Origin of the sequence: Exiguobacterium sp. s132, from assembly GCF_018617235.1 — a bacterium.
GTDB lineage: Bacteria > Bacillota > Bacilli > Exiguobacteriales > Exiguobacteriaceae > Exiguobacterium > Exiguobacterium profundum.
The window spans coordinates 2,020,179-2,035,273 of record NZ_JACSJU010000001.1; the positions used below are offsets into that span (position 1 = coordinate 2,020,179).

At 46.7% G+C, this 15,095-nt stretch carries 21 protein-coding genes; 6 read left to right on the top strand and 15 right to left on the bottom strand.

Features of this window, described 5'->3' with window-relative positions; all coding sequences use genetic code 11:
• Positions 1-7 precede the first annotated feature (7 nt).
• Genes KNO78_RS10270 through KNO78_RS10280 form a run of 3 tightly spaced genes read right to left on the bottom strand, consistent with a single transcriptional unit; the run spans position 8 to position 1,637 of the window.
• Positions 8-160 carry a hypothetical protein gene (locus KNO78_RS10270; protein WP_012727577.1) on the bottom strand — a complete coding sequence of 51 codons (153 nt, stop codon included), beginning with the start codon at positions 158-160 and terminating at the stop codon, positions 8-10.
• Positions 161-210: 50 nt separating this feature from the next.
• The gene (locus KNO78_RS10275) at positions 211-1,038 is read right to left on the bottom strand and encodes an aminoglycoside 6-adenylyltransferase (protein ID WP_214690369.1); all 828 of its coding nucleotides are present in this window, start codon (positions 1,036-1,038) and stop codon (positions 211-213) included.
• The gene (locus KNO78_RS10280; RefSeq protein WP_214690368.1) at positions 1,035-1,637 is read right to left on the bottom strand and encodes a pentapeptide repeat-containing protein; all 603 of its coding nucleotides are present in this window, start codon (positions 1,635-1,637) and stop codon (positions 1,035-1,037) included. Before KNO78_RS10280 ends, KNO78_RS10275 begins: the two co-directional genes overlap by 4 nt.
• A gap of 55 nt (positions 1,638-1,692) precedes the next feature.
• On the opposite strand from KNO78_RS10280, the gene KNO78_RS10285 reads away from it, so the two are divergent.
• The gene (locus KNO78_RS10285; protein ID WP_074035444.1) at positions 1,693-2,142 is read left to right on the top strand and encodes an NUDIX hydrolase; all 450 of its coding nucleotides are present in this window, start codon (positions 1,693-1,695) and stop codon (positions 2,140-2,142) included.
• A gap of 2 nt (positions 2,143-2,144) precedes the next feature.
• On the opposite strand, the gene KNO78_RS10290 is transcribed toward KNO78_RS10285, so the two are convergent.
• Both KNO78_RS10290 and KNO78_RS10295 read right to left on the bottom strand, forming a co-directional pair.
• Complete coding sequence (locus tag KNO78_RS10290; protein ID WP_214690367.1) at positions 2,145-2,822, bottom strand: YjjG family noncanonical pyrimidine nucleotidase; 678 nt, start codon at positions 2,820-2,822, stop codon at positions 2,145-2,147.
• A gap of 227 nt (positions 2,823-3,049) precedes the next feature.
• Positions 3,050-3,304 (bottom strand): hypothetical protein, encoded by a 255-nt coding sequence (locus tag KNO78_RS10295; protein WP_143180215.1) that lies wholly within the window; start codon positions 3,302-3,304, stop codon positions 3,050-3,052.
• 90 nt (positions 3,305-3,394) lie between these two features.
• Here KNO78_RS10295 and KNO78_RS10300 point away from each other — a divergent pair, with 90 nt between their 5' ends.
• Entirely contained in the window at positions 3,395-4,852 is a 1,458-nt protein-coding gene (locus tag KNO78_RS10300; protein WP_214690366.1) for an aldehyde dehydrogenase family protein, read from the top strand.
• A gap of 37 nt (positions 4,853-4,889) precedes the next feature.
• Here KNO78_RS10300 and KNO78_RS10305 read toward each other — a convergent pair whose 3' ends face one another.
• The 4 genes from KNO78_RS10305 to KNO78_RS10320 all read right to left on the bottom strand — a co-directional run bounded on the left by KNO78_RS10305 (position 4,890) and on the right by KNO78_RS10320 (position 6,922).
• Entirely contained in the window at positions 4,890-5,228 is a 339-nt protein-coding gene (locus tag KNO78_RS10305; protein ID WP_031421951.1) for a zinc ribbon domain-containing protein YjdM, read from the bottom strand.
• 66 nt (positions 5,229-5,294) lie between these two features.
• Positions 5,295-5,807, bottom strand: a complete 513-nt coding sequence (locus tag KNO78_RS10310) for a GNAT family N-acetyltransferase (protein ID WP_031421949.1) — start codon at positions 5,805-5,807, stop codon at positions 5,295-5,297.
• Positions 5,808-5,899: 92 nt separating this feature from the next.
• Positions 5,900-6,229: a four-helix bundle copper-binding protein gene (locus KNO78_RS10315; protein ID WP_012727586.1), complete on the bottom strand. Its 330-nt coding sequence runs from the start codon at positions 6,227-6,229 to the stop codon at positions 5,900-5,902.
• A gap of 81 nt (positions 6,230-6,310) precedes the next feature.
• Positions 6,311-6,922, bottom strand: coding sequence for a serine/threonine protein kinase (locus KNO78_RS10320; protein WP_074035436.1), 612 nt, complete (start codon positions 6,920-6,922; stop codon positions 6,311-6,313).
• A 148-nt stretch (positions 6,923-7,070) separates the two neighbouring features.
• Here KNO78_RS10320 and KNO78_RS10325 point away from each other — a divergent pair, with 148 nt between their 5' ends.
• The 3 genes from KNO78_RS10325 (at position 7,071) to KNO78_RS10335 (ending at position 10,482) form a co-directional block, all read left to right on the top strand.
• Positions 7,071-7,967: an aldo/keto reductase gene (locus tag KNO78_RS10325; RefSeq protein ID WP_214690365.1), complete on the top strand. Its 897-nt coding sequence runs from the start codon at positions 7,071-7,073 to the stop codon at positions 7,965-7,967.
• A gap of 286 nt (positions 7,968-8,253) precedes the next feature.
• Positions 8,254-9,519: a hypothetical protein gene (locus tag KNO78_RS10330; protein WP_214690364.1), complete on the top strand. Its 1,266-nt coding sequence runs from the start codon at positions 8,254-8,256 to the stop codon at positions 9,517-9,519.
• Positions 9,520-9,624: 105 nt separating this feature from the next.
• Complete coding sequence (locus KNO78_RS10335; RefSeq protein ID WP_214690363.1) at positions 9,625-10,482, top strand: pirin family protein; 858 nt, start codon at positions 9,625-9,627, stop codon at positions 10,480-10,482.
• Positions 10,483-10,521: 39 nt separating this feature from the next.
• Here the strand turns inward: KNO78_RS10335 and KNO78_RS10340 are convergent, their stop codons facing one another.
• The 4 genes from KNO78_RS10340 to KNO78_RS10355 are packed head-to-tail and all read right to left on the bottom strand — an operon-like array spanning position 10,522 to position 12,186.
• Positions 10,522-10,827, bottom strand: a complete 306-nt coding sequence (locus tag KNO78_RS10340; RefSeq protein WP_047794750.1) for a hypothetical protein — start codon at positions 10,825-10,827, stop codon at positions 10,522-10,524.
• 4 nt (positions 10,828-10,831) lie between these two features.
• Positions 10,832-11,305 carry a GNAT family N-acetyltransferase gene (locus KNO78_RS10345; protein WP_214690362.1) on the bottom strand — a complete coding sequence of 158 codons (474 nt, stop codon included), beginning with the start codon at positions 11,303-11,305 and terminating at the stop codon, positions 10,832-10,834.
• Positions 11,305-11,604 carry a hypothetical protein gene (locus KNO78_RS10350; RefSeq protein WP_214690361.1) on the bottom strand — a complete coding sequence of 100 codons (300 nt, stop codon included), beginning with the start codon at positions 11,602-11,604 and terminating at the stop codon, positions 11,305-11,307. The genes KNO78_RS10345 and KNO78_RS10350 overlap by 1 nt, the downstream gene beginning before the upstream one ends.
• A gap of 57 nt (positions 11,605-11,661) precedes the next feature.
• A complete protein-coding gene (locus KNO78_RS10355; protein ID WP_214690360.1) occupies positions 11,662-12,186 on the bottom strand; it encodes a GrpB family protein in 525 nt (174 codons plus the stop codon).
• Between the two features lie 152 nt (positions 12,187-12,338).
• Between KNO78_RS10355 and KNO78_RS10360 the strand changes: the two genes are divergently transcribed.
• Entirely contained in the window at positions 12,339-12,884 is a 546-nt protein-coding gene (locus KNO78_RS10360) for a TraR/DksA C4-type zinc finger protein (protein WP_214690359.1), read from the top strand.
• 44 nt (positions 12,885-12,928) lie between these two features.
• Here the strand turns inward: KNO78_RS10360 and KNO78_RS10365 are convergent, their stop codons facing one another.
• Positions 12,929-13,912 carry a M23 family metallopeptidase gene (locus KNO78_RS10365; protein ID WP_214690358.1) on the bottom strand — a complete coding sequence of 328 codons (984 nt, stop codon included), beginning with the start codon at positions 13,910-13,912 and terminating at the stop codon, positions 12,929-12,931.
• A 348-nt stretch (positions 13,913-14,260) separates the two neighbouring features.
• A complete protein-coding gene (locus KNO78_RS10370) occupies positions 14,261-15,049 on the bottom strand; it encodes a GNAT family N-acetyltransferase (protein ID WP_214690357.1) in 789 nt (262 codons plus the stop codon).
• Positions 15,050-15,095: the final 46 nt, after the last annotated feature.

The following is a 15,095-nucleotide window of genomic DNA, read 5'->3' on the forward strand; positions in this document are numbered from 1 at the left end:
AATCTTCCTATCGTCCCGTGATGAGTAAAAACATATTAAATGCAACAAGACCAAGGGGAAGCATCGCAACCAGAATGATCGGCCATTTCTTTAGACGAATGCCGACAAAGAGGACCAGACTCCCAACAAGTAGGGCAATAAATGTCGTGTATGGATTCATGAAAAAACGCTCCTTTCTCTATAAGGAGCGTTTCCCGGCTCTCGCCGTCATTAATCGTTTGAATGTCGAAGTGTTGCACATGCGGCACGAACGCGTCTGGCTTCCTCTTCTCGAAACACGAAATCCCCTTGTTCGGCGACACGTTGTGCACAAAAGAAGAAGAGCGACTGCAACCGATCATGTGTATCTTCAATGGCACTCAACTCAGCTGAAGCGTATGTTGCCGTGAGCATCTCCCATAACTCTTCTGGCAAATGGTCGCGGATCCCGTCACCGGACTTCCCTAGATTCACGGAGAATTCCGTCGCATAGCCAATGTTCCACTCCATCATCTGACGGAGCATATTCCGCATGATATCGAGGTGGTCGAGCGCGTATAACACCTGGTGTCGCTTGATTCCTTTGACAACATAAAGTGACACCCACCAAAACTCATTCCAACATGCCGCATACTCGTCAGCAGACGGACGTTTCACGCGATACGACAGGTCAGAAGGCGTGACGACTGGATAACGGTCTCGGTCAAAGATAATTTGACTGAGCGAGTCGACTTCGAGCATGGTTTCAAGTTGATCCACACTCCGAATCGTCAAATCAATCCGATGTCCGTCTACATATTGCACTAAAAACGTTACATGTCGTCCGGAATCAGCCGTTTCAGGTGTCTGCATGATCAAGACCTCTCCACATGTGTCAATCCATGAGCGATCGGCCGCAACCGCTCGGACGTCTTCCACATAAAAGGCAAGGTCGACATCCTGGTACGGGTCTGGTCGGATGTTCGGATTGACGAGTGAGCCGTTCAAGACGACCGTTCGAATGTGCTCACGTTCTTTTGCGAACGCAATCAACTGTTCAATGATTTGTTCTGGTTTCATTCTACAATCGCCCCCAATGAGCGCGCGACTTGAATCGCCTGCATCGCGTCTAGTTTTGTTTGTTGTAACGTCACGTTCGAAAAATCAACCCCGTCGACAAGTGCTCCTCTGAAGTCGGCGCCACGGCACACCGCATGTTGAAGTGTCGCCCGTGACAAGTCCGCCTGATGCCAAACCGTTTCGGTCAAGTCCGTTCCATACAGGTCCGCCTCGACCAAACGAACGTGGGACCAATCCATCTTCTTGAGCGACACGTGACGAAGGTTGACGAATGACCAATCCCCTTCCGTTACCCGGACGCCTTCAAACTGACTCTCCTCAAAGGAAGATCCCGTCATTTTACATTGCTCAAACTCACTCATGAACAAATTGGCACCATGGAATTGACAGTTTAAAAATGAACTCCCGACATGACGGGACGCATTCCATTTTGAATCCGTGAAGTCGCAGTTGATGAACTGACAGCGTTCCGTCTGTAGTTCCGTCGCATCGACGTATGTGAAGCGACAGTTCTCGAACGTGACGTGTGACAACACTTCGTCACGGAGTGTCACGTCACGAAAATTTTCATCTCGATATTGCGTATGTGGTTGAAACATATGATCCCTCCTTCAGGTATACTAGAACAGATTACAATGATTGGAAGTGATATAGATGGATCTCGTATTTCCTACTGAACACGGCGTTTTCAATTACCGCGTTGCTGGTATTTTTGTGAAAGACGGTCACTTATTGATTCACCGAAACATCCGAGATGACTTTTGGGCATTACCCGGGGGGCGCGTCACGCTCGGTGAAGAAGCCGCAACCGCCCTCGCACGCGAGCTACATGAAGAGTTGAACATGCACGTGACTGATACCACGTTCGCTTTCGTGCACGAGAACTTATTTACGTACAACAATCAGCCGTTTCATGAGATTGGACTGTACTTTTATGTAGACGGTGACCTCCCGCTCCAAGACGGAGACTTTTATGGACCTGAAGGAGATCACCTGATTTATCGTTGGATAAAGCTTGACCGTCTACAAGACGTCACGCTTTATCCGGAAATACTCGCTCAACTCCCGAACCGTTTGCCAACTCATTCACTCAATCCAGCTTGAACTTAGAGTAGCGATTTCAACTCGTTTAAATGTCGAATCTCATACGTTGACTCAATCGTCGCAGCCACTTCGTTCGGATTGAACCAGCACGTATCCAAACCATACATCCGCCCACCGGCGATGTCTGCCGTGACCGAGTCACCGATAATCAAACCTTTCTCTGGCGCTACATTCGGGATTCGGTCGAAGACGTAGTCGAAAAACGGTTTCATCGGTTTTTGCGAGCCGGTCGCATCCGATACGAAGACATCTTGGAAGTACGGCAATAGTCCAGATGACTCTAACCGTTTGAATTGCGTCTCCGTCACACCGTTTGTGACGATATAGAGCGGATAATCGTTGCTCAGCTTTCGCACGACCTCCAAAGCACCATCAACCATGTGCACGCCTGCATGTAAATAGTCTCGATATTGCTGTTCGACATATGGTCCATCGACCGTGAGACCGAGCGAATCGAACAGTTTCGTGTGACGACCGATGAGCACTTCTTCCCGGTCCACTTCGCCGCGCTCAAACGCACGCCACAGGTCCGTGTTGATGTCGACATAGCGCGACTTCACTTCATCCGTCATCCGGACGTTGTAGGATGCAAGTAACTGTTCCAAGGCGACATGTTCACTTTGTTTAAAATCTAGTAGTGTGTCATCAATATCAAATAAAATCGCTTCATAACGTTTCATATTTCTTTCTAACCCCTCTCTTCGTCTTAACTGTACAGGAAGTAGAAACGAACATCAAAAAAGGGAGATATGCCGTATCCCCCTCTCAATGTCTATTAGATGACTGGTTTTATTTTTGAGCTCCATAATTAATCAATATCACGAGTACCCCAATCAATATCGCGACCGACCATGCGTGAACAACCCCACTGAGCGTTAACGGCTTGAAGAAGTATCCTCAATCGTTCTCAAACAAGTAGGCCAAATAAACCGACACACCATACGATCCAAGCAAGAAAGCTAATACAAAGCGTATTTGCAAATGCCTCAAAGATTGTTTTGTTACCCACCAAATGATCACCGGTACAATCAAATATCCAAATGGAAAACCCCATACATAATCCATTGCCGCCACAAAAAATGCCCAAGGCACGAAGAGGAATAAACTCACACAGCAAGTTTTCATCGTCTGCTCCTAAACTTGTTGAATTTACTTGATTCAAGTTTACCAAATCCAATACATTGATATGTTTATTTTTCTAAAACAAGTGAATACTTCTTATGGTGAAGAAAAAACAAAGGAGTGTTCAAATATGCATACAGATTTTACGAACATGTACATCAATGGTGAGTGGGTAAATGGATCAAGTGAAAAGTCGATCGACAACGTCAATCCATTCTCGAACGAGACTCTCTTCTCGATTCAATCAGCGGATGAAGAGGACTTGAATCGTGCTTATGAAGCAGCGAAAGCGTCTCAGACGGACTGGGCCGACATGCTTCCACAAGCACGACGTGAGTTGATTGAGAAGTTTGCCCAGCTGACGATGGACAACAAAGACTTTATCGTCGACTGGCTCGTGAAAGAGTCCGGTAGTACACGTATCAAAGCAGAGAGTGAGTTCGCTGCATCAATGGCAATCATCAAAGAAGCCGCGACGTTCCCTTTCCGTATGGACGGGCTCATCAAACCTTCGATCGTTCCGAATAAAGAGAACCGGGTATATCGCAAACCACTTGGGGTCATCGGCATCATCAGCCCATGGAACTTCCCGTTCCACTTGGCTGTCCGTTCAATCGTGACAGCTCTCGCGACGGGGAATACGGCCGTCGTCAAACCGGCTACGGCGACACCAGTCACGGGTGGTCTCCTATTCGCATCCCTCTTCGAAGAAGCAGGACTTCCAAAAGGTGTGCTCAACGTTGTCGTCGGACGAGGGTCTGAAATCGGGGACGCCATCGTCGAACACCCAATCCCGCGCCTCATCTCGTTCACAGGTTCGACCGAGGTCGGTCAAGGGATTGCGGAAAAGGCAGGTCGTTTGTTGAAGAAAACAGCACTTGAACTCGGTGGGAATAACGTGTTTGTCGTTCTCGATGATGCCGACCTCGACCGTGCCGTCGAATCAGCCGTCTATAGCAAGTTCTTCCACCAAGGACAAATCTGTATGTCGACGAACCGAATCCTCGTCGCCGAGTCGATTCATGACGAATTCGTGGAGCGCTATGTCGAGCGCGTTAAACAGTTGAAAGCGGGTGACCCGAATGAAAAAGATACGCAAGTCGGCCCGCTCATCGACCACGATCAAGTCGATCGCATCTTAGACCAAATCGAGAAAACGGTTGATGCCGGTGCGACCGTTCATACTGGCGGGACAGCGGACGGCAACGTCCTCGAACCGACCGTCCTCAGTGTCGTCACGAATGACATGCCGCTCGCGAAAAACGAAATATTCGGTCCGGTCGCGGTCATCCTTTCGTTTAAAGATGACGAAGAGGCTGTTCGTCTTTCGAACGAATTACCGTACGGATTGAGCGGTGCCGTTCATGGCTCGGTTTACCGTGCAACCAATTTTGCACGAAAAGTCGAAACTGGCATGATTCACGTCAACGATCAGTCGGTCAACGATGAACCGCACATGCCGTTCGGAGGCGAGAAAAACTCTGGTCTCGGACGCTTCAACGGTGAATGGGTACTCGAAGAGTTCACGACGCTTCAATGGGTGTCCATCATGCATGAACGTCGCGAGTACAAACCGTTCTTCTCGTAATACAAAAAGTGTTTCGGCAACTCGCCGAAACACTTTTTTAGATTTTCTTCACGAACTCCGACTTCAGTTTCATCGCACCAAGTCCCTCGATTTTACAGTCGATATCATGGTCACCTTCCACGAGTCGAATCCCCTTCACTTTCGTTCCTTGTTTGACGACAAGCGAGGTTCCTTTCACTTTCAAATCCTTGATCACGGTGACAGTGTCTCCGTCTTGAAGCGGGTTTCCGTTCGCATCTTTGATTTGTGACGCTGCTTCTGCTTCTGCCGCCTCACTCGGTGACCATTCATAGGCACATTCTGGGCATACAAGCAACGGGCCATCCTCGTACACATAAGATGATTGGCATTTTGGGCAATTCGGGTACTCAGTCATTCTATTTCCTCCATTCGATTCACTCGTTCCAGTATATCGTATGGTGGCTCCATCTTTCTAGACCGTTCACTCTTCGGTAGGCGATGCAGGACCTTCTAAATCAAGTTGATAAAACGATAAATCGAGCCATTTGCCGAATTTATATCCGGCATTTCGAATCGTACCGGAATGAACGAATCCAACTTTTTCATGCGCACGGATACTCGTCACGTTCGATGCGTCAATTCCACCAATCACCGTTTTCATTCCTCTCACTTCGGCGATACGGATGATTTCTTTTAACAGTTTGTTGCCAATGCCTTTCCCGCGGTAACCGGGATGCACGTATACAGAATGTTCAACCGTATAATGGTACGCTGGCCACGGACGGAACGGACCGAACGTCGCAAACCCCATGACGACGTCATCCTCTACCCATACGATGATTGGACAATCTTGCTCTTTCTTCTCCTCATACCATGCCACTCGATTCTCGAGTGTCACCGGTTGATAGTGATAGACGGCCGTACTGTTTACAATCGCATCATTGTAAATATGTAAAATCATTTGAAGATCATCTCGTCGACAATTGCGAATCATCCCCATACCACCTTTTCGTTTTTTTCATTATACGAATCCCCTCTTCAAAAGACACGAAAAAAGTGACCGGTCCCATCAACCGGTCACTCAAATCATGCGGCCAAGCGGTCACACATTGAGGCGCATTCTGTACAAACTCTTGCGCATTCCTGGCAATGTGCGTGCTTATGTTTCCCGCACTCCTGTGCGCATGCTTTACAGATGACTGCACACGCTCGCGCGAGTTCAGGAACGAATGCCGAATCACGCGTCATCGCTTCCGCAAGAAACGCACAGGCAGCGGCACATTCCCGATCCAGTCGGATACAATCAACCATCATCTGTACATCTTTTTCTTCTAAACAAGATTCCAGACAATAGTTGCACGTTTCCACACATTCGTGGAGCATTTCGAGTTCGTTCGCATAGATACGATGAGCCATACATCATTCCCCTTTCGTTTCTTCTGCAATTTCGGACACGTTACTCCTGTTCCCTAATCGATAAAAGAAAAACGACCCGGCTCAAGAATCCGGATCGTTCACGAACCTGCGATACAAGTAAGCGATTCGATTCAGTAATGTCTCGTCATATTGTTTCGGCATGAAACGATAGCGATATAATCGATACATTCGTTTCAAGTCTTCCCACTGATGATCGATTTGTTGCCCTTGTCTGAAGCGTGCCAAATCAATCAAGAATATCTGTCCGTTTGGCGTCAAAATGATATTACGCAAGTGGACATCCGATGGTGTCAGTCCTAGTAAACGTGCCTGTCGAAGCGCTTCATCCACTACCTCGATGTAAGAAGGGTCAATCCAGACGCCTTCCGTCAGACACTCAAACAGCGTCTTTCCTTCGATGTAATCCATCACTAAATATGACGGACCAGAATCATAGCACTTCGGAAAGTAAGGGAGTCCCTTAAGTTTTTCATAGATTGCTGCCTCTTCGGTTGCGATTTGTTCATAACCTGGAAAGAACACTTTAATGACACGATCCTTTTCCTTTAAACGAAACACGGCCGCACTTCGTCCAATCCCATGTAAACGAAGATCTGGGTGCATCGAGGCTACCTGAAACGAGTCACCCACCTGTTCGAAGGTGACGTCCGCATATTGTTCATAGTCACTCATCTGTCACGCCTCTTTCCTATTTCTCTTCCCTCTCATCATAGCGCATACAAGCTCATTTGACGCCAAAACTGCTTGAGTAGGTGACAAGTGACGTCCATTCTCGTAAGACGTATAATGAAGAGCGACTGACAACCAAGGAGGAGTTATAATGCAACGTATCGCTTTGACAGAAGAATTATCATTCTCACGCATCGTCCATGGGATGTGGCGGCTCGCTGATTGGGACATGACCCCACAGGAACGCCTCACATTCATCGAACAATGTCTCGAGCTTGGCATCACGACATTCGACCATGCAGACATTTATGGCGGTTACACATGTGAAGGTTTATTTGGAGAAGCCTTAAAGTTAAAGCCTGAACTCCGAGACCAAATGGAGATCGTCACAAAGACAGGAATTAAATTGACGGGGTCATTTAACCCAGGTCAAACACTCAATTATTACGATACGACAAAAGAGCATATCATCGCGCAAGTAGAGCGTTCGTTAAAAGAGTTGGCCATTGACCACATTGATACATTACTCATCCACCGTCCAGATCCGCTGATGAATCCGGATGAAGTGGCCGAAGCCTTCATCGTCTTGCGCGATAGTGGTAAAGTACGTGAGTTCGGTGTATCTAACCATGTTCCGGCTACACAGAACTTGCTTCAATCTCGCCTTCCATTCCAACTTGTGACGAATCAACTCGAACTCTCTCCGATGCAATTGAAACATTTTGAGGATGGATCGGTCGATTTGTGTCACGAAAAACGAATGCCACTTATGGCTTGGAGTCCACTAGCCGGTGGTCAACTCTTCGAAGATGAACAGTATGCACCCCTTCGTGAAAAACTCGAGGAAATTCGTGCACGTCACAATGCAAGCGGAATTGACTCGATTGTGTATGCATGGCTCGTCAAACACCCTGCGAACATTATGCCGATTATCGGATCCGGAAAAATTGAGCGCGTTCAGACAGGAGTCGACGCCCTTCAAATCGACCTCACTCGTGAAGAATGGTTCGAAATTTTGAAGTCGGCACGCGGTCGAGATGTTGATTGAAGGAAACTTCATCAAATAAATCCCACTGAATTATAAAGTGATAATTTAGAAGAATAATCGGCTTTTTTCAATGTCTCGTAATATCAACGTTTTTTCGTCAAAAATCGACATACAAAAAAAGTTAAAAAGTAAAAATAAGTCATAAATGGTTTTATCCCCCGTCCAGTTCAAGTTGGACGGTTTTTTTGATTTTTTTTCGAAATAACAAATTAATTTTCCTAAGACTAAAGTCACAAAAAATTGGTGCTAGAATGGTGAAAGTGATTCATCGAAGGAGAGTACCGATGTGAAAAAGTACCTGATTTTCAGTACCCTCGTCATCCTGTTTTTCTTATTCGGATGCGAGGAAGAACGCGCACTCCGACTCCAACCCGCTCCTGAATATTATCAAGGACGTGCCCTGTTACCAAACGGACAACAAATTGAAATGCCCGAATCGGATCGTGCAGCGATTATCGAGTTATGTCAGCCTGACAACGCGATTCAAAGAATTCCAAGTGGTGAAAGACATTGGCTCGGGACGGTCACATTGAACCAACCGTTGACTGATGCCGCCACCGAATCTTCTTTTCCAACCGCAACTTTTTTCACTGTCGAAAATAAATCATATGTCCAATGTCAACTCGATTCCGTCACATATGCCACCGAAATTAACACGCTTCCTGAAAGTTTAAACGATGTTCAATATACGGCCGAACCTTATCCGGATGTTCCGAAATTCCGATTTGCTGAGCCCCATGAATATGAGCATTTCGCACAAGAGATGAAAAAGCCGATAGGTAATGAGCCCTATCCAGAAAGAAAAGGGATCGAGCATACACTTTTCCATATCACGATGCCTTTCAGTGGTGAATTTGAACTGACCTTTACATCGTCCGAAGCCAAAGACCGCCTCGTCATTCCTGTCGAATCAATAAGGCATCCCTATTTGTCACTCGGGCTCGGGACAGAAAAGTCTGATGAGGTGTTACAATACGCGATTTATACGAGCCGAGATCAAAATGACTATCAAGAAGTATTGCGACCGAAAGAAGCGCATATTTCACAAATGTTCGGAGCCAAAACAGCTCCGCAACTCCCTTCGGTTCTTGTACCGGGTCACGAGTATCCACTCTACAGTTTTACGTTCATGAAAAACGGAACGGCCCATCGTCAGAACGTCTCCTTGACGTATCATGAACCCAAGTTGTTGTATGGAAAAGAATTGGGTGAACAAATTCACGACAAATTAAGTAGTCAACGTCATGTCATTTTTCATGACTTGGCACTCCTTGGAACGGAATCAAAAGATGCCTCCTTCCTACAACATGTCGGTCAAGATGAAATGGAATTTATTTTTGGCGCCATCAAACGAGCCAACGCGACCGCCTATGCAGGTAAGACCGCTTCCACACCTTATGTGACCCTATTTCAAGGGATATGCGCCCAAACGTTTGATGTTAGCTATGATGGTGCAGATGTGTACGTGACCAATTCAGAGACAGGCGCCCATTTTAAGCTACTACGTGAGGATGCCATCAAGTGGTATAACCTGTTTGAACAAAACACTTAATCTGACAGATGCGAATGCGTCTGTCTTTTTGCATATTCATGAAGCAAATATAGTACGATGAGACACATTTTTTGGGAAGATAGGAAGGGAAAGGAGTGAATTTTTGTGACAAATCCATTTATACGTGACGTGAACCATCATTGGCGCGTTTCCTATCGACAAAACGGGTATCCCCATGTGCAACAGGGCTGGGTGTTACCTCCAGAACAAAAAGAGGAGTTCGATCCATTTATTTTGATGGCAGAAGACTGGTTCAAGCGTGGGACGTTTTCGGACCATCCCCATCGTGGGTTTCAAACAATCACGTATGTCATCGATGGTCGTCTAGAACATATTGATAATCATGGGGGACATTCGATTTTGGACGCCGGTGATGTTCAGTATATGAACGCCGGATGGGCCGCTAGACACGCCGAAGAAGCGGTTGACGATGATTTGATCCATACGCTGCAGCTCTGGTTGAATTTGCCGAAGTCGTTAAAAACAACAACCACTTCCTATCAGAACGTATACGTCGAGGACGCACCCCTCGTTCCTTTCGACGGCGGGCAGCTTCGTGTCTATTCCGGCGAAATTGTGGGTGTAAAAGGGCCGATGGAAAGTCTCGTCCCCATCACGATGACAGAAATAACGCTGAAAGAAGGTGGCGAATACGAACACATCTTGCCTGCGAATCATAACAGCTTTTTGTACGTACTCGCTGGTTCAATTGAAGTTGGGTCTTCCAAAATTCCGCTCAGTAAAACTGATGTGGCGACACTGACGTTCGATGAAACATCTGAAGCGATGAGCACACTTCAACTGAAGGCCACGACGCGTACACGGATGCTCATCTATTCCGGAAAACCGATTCGCGAAGACTATATTGCGCATGGTCCATTCGTGATGAACACGGAAGAAGAAATCCGCCAAGCTTTCCGCGATTATCATAGCGGCAGGTTCGGTCCCCCAGCCGTCAAATAAACAAAGGGAGTCTCTCGACTTGAGAGCTCCCTTTTCTGATTATGATCGATCCGGTTGTAACACCGTCTGTTGTGTCGGAACATGACCAATCGGTACGGTCCGTTCGACGAGAACGTAACGCTTGCCCTCCACTTCAAACTTGCGGTCGCCAAGATAGTGAGCGCTTTTTCCATCTTCGTATAGTTTTGACAAGATAGCAGGTACGTACTCTTCTAGTTTTGTATAGTGCTCATCGAGGGTCATGACGATATTGCCCCCTTTATATCCGAGCCAGTAACTATAAAAGAACCAACCTAACGACAGAACTCCGAGAATACCAATTCCAATTGTAAGTAACTCCTCCATGATCTCATTCCTCCAATTTTTTCATGACAATCTGACGTTTTGGGGTGAACCCGATTTCGCTATAAAACGAGGCGGCATCCGTATTGCTCATCCAGTAATCTAGTTCAATCGATCTGAATTGGTGGTCAAGTGCCCATTGCTCCATCCATTCCATCACACGCCGACCGTAACCGTTCCGTTGATACATGGGGTCGATACTGATGTGATGAACATACACCACGCGAACAGCTTGGCGAAATGCGTTTGCTTCACCCACTTTCTCCTCGAACCATATGTAGCCGACAGGGGTCGCCTCTACTTCCATCACCATGAAATGATGACCCGGTTTCCCCACCAGCGTCAGAAAGGATTCATATATCTTCTCTTCCTCATATTCCGCAAAGTAATCTGAATTCATGCGAACATGATGTTCATGAATGGAACGATTCAATCGTGCGATGAGTCGGGCATCTGTTGTTGAGACGAACACACTGTCCATCAACCGTTAAATCCTGTGTGATTCCGATCTTCTATCACCCCATGTGGTTTTTCAGTCCCATGCAACAGATGCTCTTTCGAAGTCGAAGTCCCTTTCCCCTCTAAGCGACGTTGAAGTGGACGAGCCAGAAAGTGGCCAATCAAGAGCGAACTAGGTAAGACGAGAAAAAATGTACCGAGCAATGTCAACATGTACCCTTTGTCCGAGTCACCGGCAATCGCGCGAAGGACAAAGAACAGACCGACGAAGACAAGTGCGGCCAAAGAGTATTCCACACATTTCCCGAGAAATCTTTTCATATGACATCTCCCCCTTTAAGGTTTGATGTATTATACGACCATTTCCATAAAAAGGTTTCACGCGTCTTGATTTTCTTTATACCACTTCGTCGCCAACCGTTCCGTCTCGATGATCCAGTCATGCTTTCCTTGAATGTATCCTTCCATATCTTCTGGATGCTGTGCCGCAAGTTGAAGCTTCAGCTCACCATACGCATCGCGAACGTCAGGATAAGCTCGCAAGTAATCCCGGAAGGCAAGGTGTCTTATGACATCCGGATTCCCTTCTTCAAACACATGCACGTGAACCGTCCGTTCTTCTTCTCCTTTACGGAAATAGCGACGCTTCGGAATCCCATATTCACCAAGTCCACGGTACCCGAGTGCCTCCATCCGCTCCGTGTAGTCATCGACTCGTTCGATGTCCCGTACGACCGGCATCATGTCGATGATTGGTTTTGCCGCCAATCCTTCGACCGATGTACTTCCAATGTGATGGATCGCGACAAGCTCCTCTTCGAATAACCGACTCAATTTACCAGCCTCTTCTTCAAACTTTTGATTCCATTCTGGATTGTATTTCACTACTTCGACTTTTCTCATGATTCGTTCCTCCTTTTTTAAAAGAACTCTTTATTCTCATCATACCCTTTCTAAACATCGTTCGACATGAGGGATTCCACTTCAAATGGTTTGTACACAAATAAAATGGGAAACCTTATATTAATGACTTGAGAACTGGAGAGTGAATGGATATGTTGACTGAAGAACAAATCGAAACGTTTAAAAAACGATTATTGAAAGAAAAAGCAAAAACCGAAGGATACATGGATGATCGGGAAGAGACATATGATGAAGGAGAGCTCTCTCATTACGACAACCACCCTGCCGACTCGGGCGAAGAGCTCTTTTTACGAGAACGAGACCAAGCCCTTAATGAACTCGATGAAGAGTTCTTGAGTGACGTCGATAAGGCACTATTAGCCATTCAGAATGGGACGTATGGACAATGTGAGGTGTGTGGGAAAGACATTGAACTAGACCGTCTGGAAGTCATTCCAGAAGCCACCCTTTGCATCGAACACGCCCGGGCACAAGAAGAGGAAGAGCACGCGCATGAAGTCGATCGACCGGTCGAAGAAGACGTGTTGAACCCTAATGAGACAGCTCGACGCAAAGAGTTAGACGGAACGGATCAACCTGGTCAAAAAACGGACGCCTTCTCCCAAGTAGAAGACTACGGAAGCTCAGATACGATTGCCGACAGCGAGGGCAACCATGATCCTACGCGCGAACAGTAAAAAATGCCCTGACCTCATTCGAGAGGCTCAGGGCATCTGTCTGCTTAAAACGTGGCTTTTACCGGAGAAGCACCACCGAGGCGCTCTGCCAGTTTCATCGGGTCGACGGAATTCCCAGCTGAACTAGCCGAGAAATTGTAGTCCCCTTTATGAATCTCAAAGTGTAAGTGCGGACCTGACGAGTTGCCCGTGTTTCCGATTTGACCAATCGGTTCACCTTGGCGTACCGACTGACCTGTCTTGACATCCACTTTGTGCAAGTGTGCATACACGGTCGTCCATTTTTGACCGTCTACGTTGTGTTCGATTTGTATGTGGTTCCCATAAGGTCCACTCGAGCTGACTTTTGTCACCTTTCCAGCTTCCGCGGCGTATACAGGTGTGCCTGTTTTGGCAGCAATATCGAGACCGTTATGGAATGTGTATCCGAACTGTCCACTCGCCGAACCGAAACCTTGAGAGAGGCGACCTTCCGCCGGCATTAAGAACCGATCGGGTGCCATCGCTTCATACTGTTTCTTCAAATCACTCAACTGATTCGTTTGTTTCTTATATTGTTTCGACTTTTCGTCATACGACGCTTTCACGTCTTGACGTGTCGCTTCAATTTGCTCTTGTTCTTCTTTCAGTTGCTCCAATGCTTCATTTACTTGGTTTTTCTTTTCAACAAGCTCTTGATGTGCTTCTTCCGCTTCAGCGACTTCCGCTTTCGCACTCGGCAACACCGAAGAAACGACTTTTGCGAAGAGCGACTGTTCTGCAGGAACGAGTGACTCCTCCACTTCTTCTAATTCTTTAGAAGTTCCTTCAATTTTATCTCGCAACGCCTCCGCCTTATGATCGACTTGCTTCAACTTCGTTTGAATGGCGTGAATGGATTGTTTCGTATCTTTAACCTGCTGCTTCGTTTGTTGCAATGACTTTTCCGTTTGAACGAGGTCTTGCGGGGACATGTTGTCGGCAGATGCGGTTTGTCCTTGGAATAAGAGAACACCAACACCCGCTGTCATGATGAGTTGTTTCCACATATATATAATAAACCCTCCAAATTAATACATTCATGAGCTTCAAAAAAGCTACATGTGCGAATATACCACTGGGGGTTAAAAATTTCAATATATGAAGTTTTTCATTTTCATGTCATACATGACAGCATGATGTGATATTTTCAAGTGTCACTTCACAAGGATTTCACTAGCGTTTTTTTGTATAGTATCCCACCCAGACGATACCACCGATGGAAAGGAGTGTTACACTCACACTAACTACTAGTATACCTCGCGACAGGTCGGGTGAAAGATTTGTTGTCAGCGCAATCAGGGTCGCGGTATTTCCACTAATCAGCGCAATGATACAGATGACCAACAACCGCTTCATCAAGCGTCCTTCACCATTTCAAATTGGGCAATCTCGTCTTGGACAAATCCCAATCGTCGTGCCGCTTCGACCCATTCAGGACGGTCTGATGTCAACGTGACATGAAGTGGCGATCGGCTCGCGGCCGCCCGCAATAGCCATTCCGCTTCTTCTGCTTGTCCAAAAACATCGAGCAAGACGTGATCGCGGTATAACAAAAATCCTATTCGATTCCCTTCTACGACTTTCACTAACTCAGCAGCTTGTTGGGTCACGCGCACATCGCGTTGCCAAATCGGAACGTGACTCGCCGCCGGATACAACTCATCAAATAACGTTTGAATCGGTTCATACGTCATGTCTGCGTTCGTTTCTAATGACACCGCTTGGAAGTAGAGGATTTCTCGAGTCGTTTCGTAACCTAGTCGTTCATAGAGAGACACTGCCGCATCATTGCCTTGAATGACTTCGAGTAAACGAGTGCCTACTGCCGCCTCTTCAAATCGTCTCATCAATTCGGTCGCGACTCCTGCTTTTCGGACATGTGGGGCGACAGCAAGTCCACCACAACGTGTCTGCCATCCTGAATCAAGATGTGCAATCCCGGTTAACACGACACCGACAGGTTCTTCACCATCATAGGCTACAATGGAACGGGACGGCTGATTTTGATCACGAACAAGAAAAACATCTTCGAACGTCTGCTCATCAAATTGAAACGGAATAATATAATCAGAAAAACCGCTCATAAACGCGCGGTATAAATCTTGTAATGGTGGATTTTGACGGTATGTAAACTGTGTCGACATATAATTCCCCTTTCTGAATGAAAATCAATAAAGCCCGAAGGAGACC

Bases quoted from the DNA above. Each gene is read 5' to 3' on its own strand.
- KNO78_RS10270 (WP_012727577.1), bottom strand. From the start codon at position 160: ATGAATCCATACACGACATTTATTGCCCTACTTGTTGGGAGTCTGGTC.
- KNO78_RS10275 (WP_214690369.1), bottom strand. From the start codon at position 1,038: ATGAAACCAGAACAAATCATTGAACAGTTGATTGCGTTCGCAAAAGAA.
- KNO78_RS10280 (WP_214690368.1), bottom strand. From the start codon at position 1,637: ATGTTTCAACCACATACGCAATATCGAGATGAAAATTTTCGTGACGTG.
- KNO78_RS10285 (WP_074035444.1), top strand. From the start codon at position 1,693: ATGGATCTCGTATTTCCTACTGAACACGGCGTTTTCAATTACCGCGTT.
- KNO78_RS10290 (WP_214690367.1), bottom strand. From the start codon at position 2,822: ATGAAACGTTATGAAGCGATTTTATTTGATATTGATGACACACTACTA.
- KNO78_RS10300 (WP_214690366.1), top strand. From the start codon at position 3,395: ATGCATACAGATTTTACGAACATGTACATCAATGGTGAGTGGGTAAAT.
- KNO78_RS10305 (WP_031421951.1), bottom strand. From the start codon at position 5,228: ATGACTGAGTACCCGAATTGCCCAAAATGCCAATCATCTTATGTGTAC.
- KNO78_RS10310 (WP_031421949.1), bottom strand. From the start codon at position 5,807: ATGATTCGCAATTGTCGACGAGATGATCTTCAAATGATTTTACATATT.
- KNO78_RS10315 (WP_012727586.1), bottom strand. From the start codon at position 6,229: ATGGCTCATCGTATCTATGCGAACGAACTCGAAATGCTCCACGAATGT.
- KNO78_RS10320 (WP_074035436.1), bottom strand. From the start codon at position 6,922: ATGAGTGACTATGAACAATATGCGGACGTCACCTTCGAACAGGTGGGT.
- KNO78_RS10325 (WP_214690365.1), top strand. From the start codon at position 7,071: ATGCAACGTATCGCTTTGACAGAAGAATTATCATTCTCACGCATCGTC.
- KNO78_RS10340 (WP_047794750.1), bottom strand. From the start codon at position 10,827: ATGGAGGAGTTACTTACAATTGGAATTGGTATTCTCGGAGTTCTGTCG.
- KNO78_RS10345 (WP_214690362.1), bottom strand. From the start codon at position 11,305: ATGGACAGTGTGTTCGTCTCAACAACAGATGCCCGACTCATCGCACGA.
- KNO78_RS10350 (WP_214690361.1), bottom strand. From the start codon at position 11,604: ATGAAAAGATTTCTCGGGAAATGTGTGGAATACTCTTTGGCCGCACTT.
- KNO78_RS10355 (WP_214690360.1), bottom strand. From the start codon at position 12,186: ATGAGAAAAGTCGAAGTAGTGAAATACAATCCAGAATGGAATCAAAAG.
- KNO78_RS10360 (WP_214690359.1), top strand. From the start codon at position 12,339: ATGTTGACTGAAGAACAAATCGAAACGTTTAAAAAACGATTATTGAAA.
- KNO78_RS10365 (WP_214690358.1), bottom strand. From the start codon at position 13,912: ATGTGGAAACAACTCATCATGACAGCGGGTGTTGGTGTTCTCTTATTC.
- KNO78_RS10370 (WP_214690357.1), bottom strand. From the start codon at position 15,049: ATGTCGACACAGTTTACATACCGTCAAAATCCACCATTACAAGATTTA.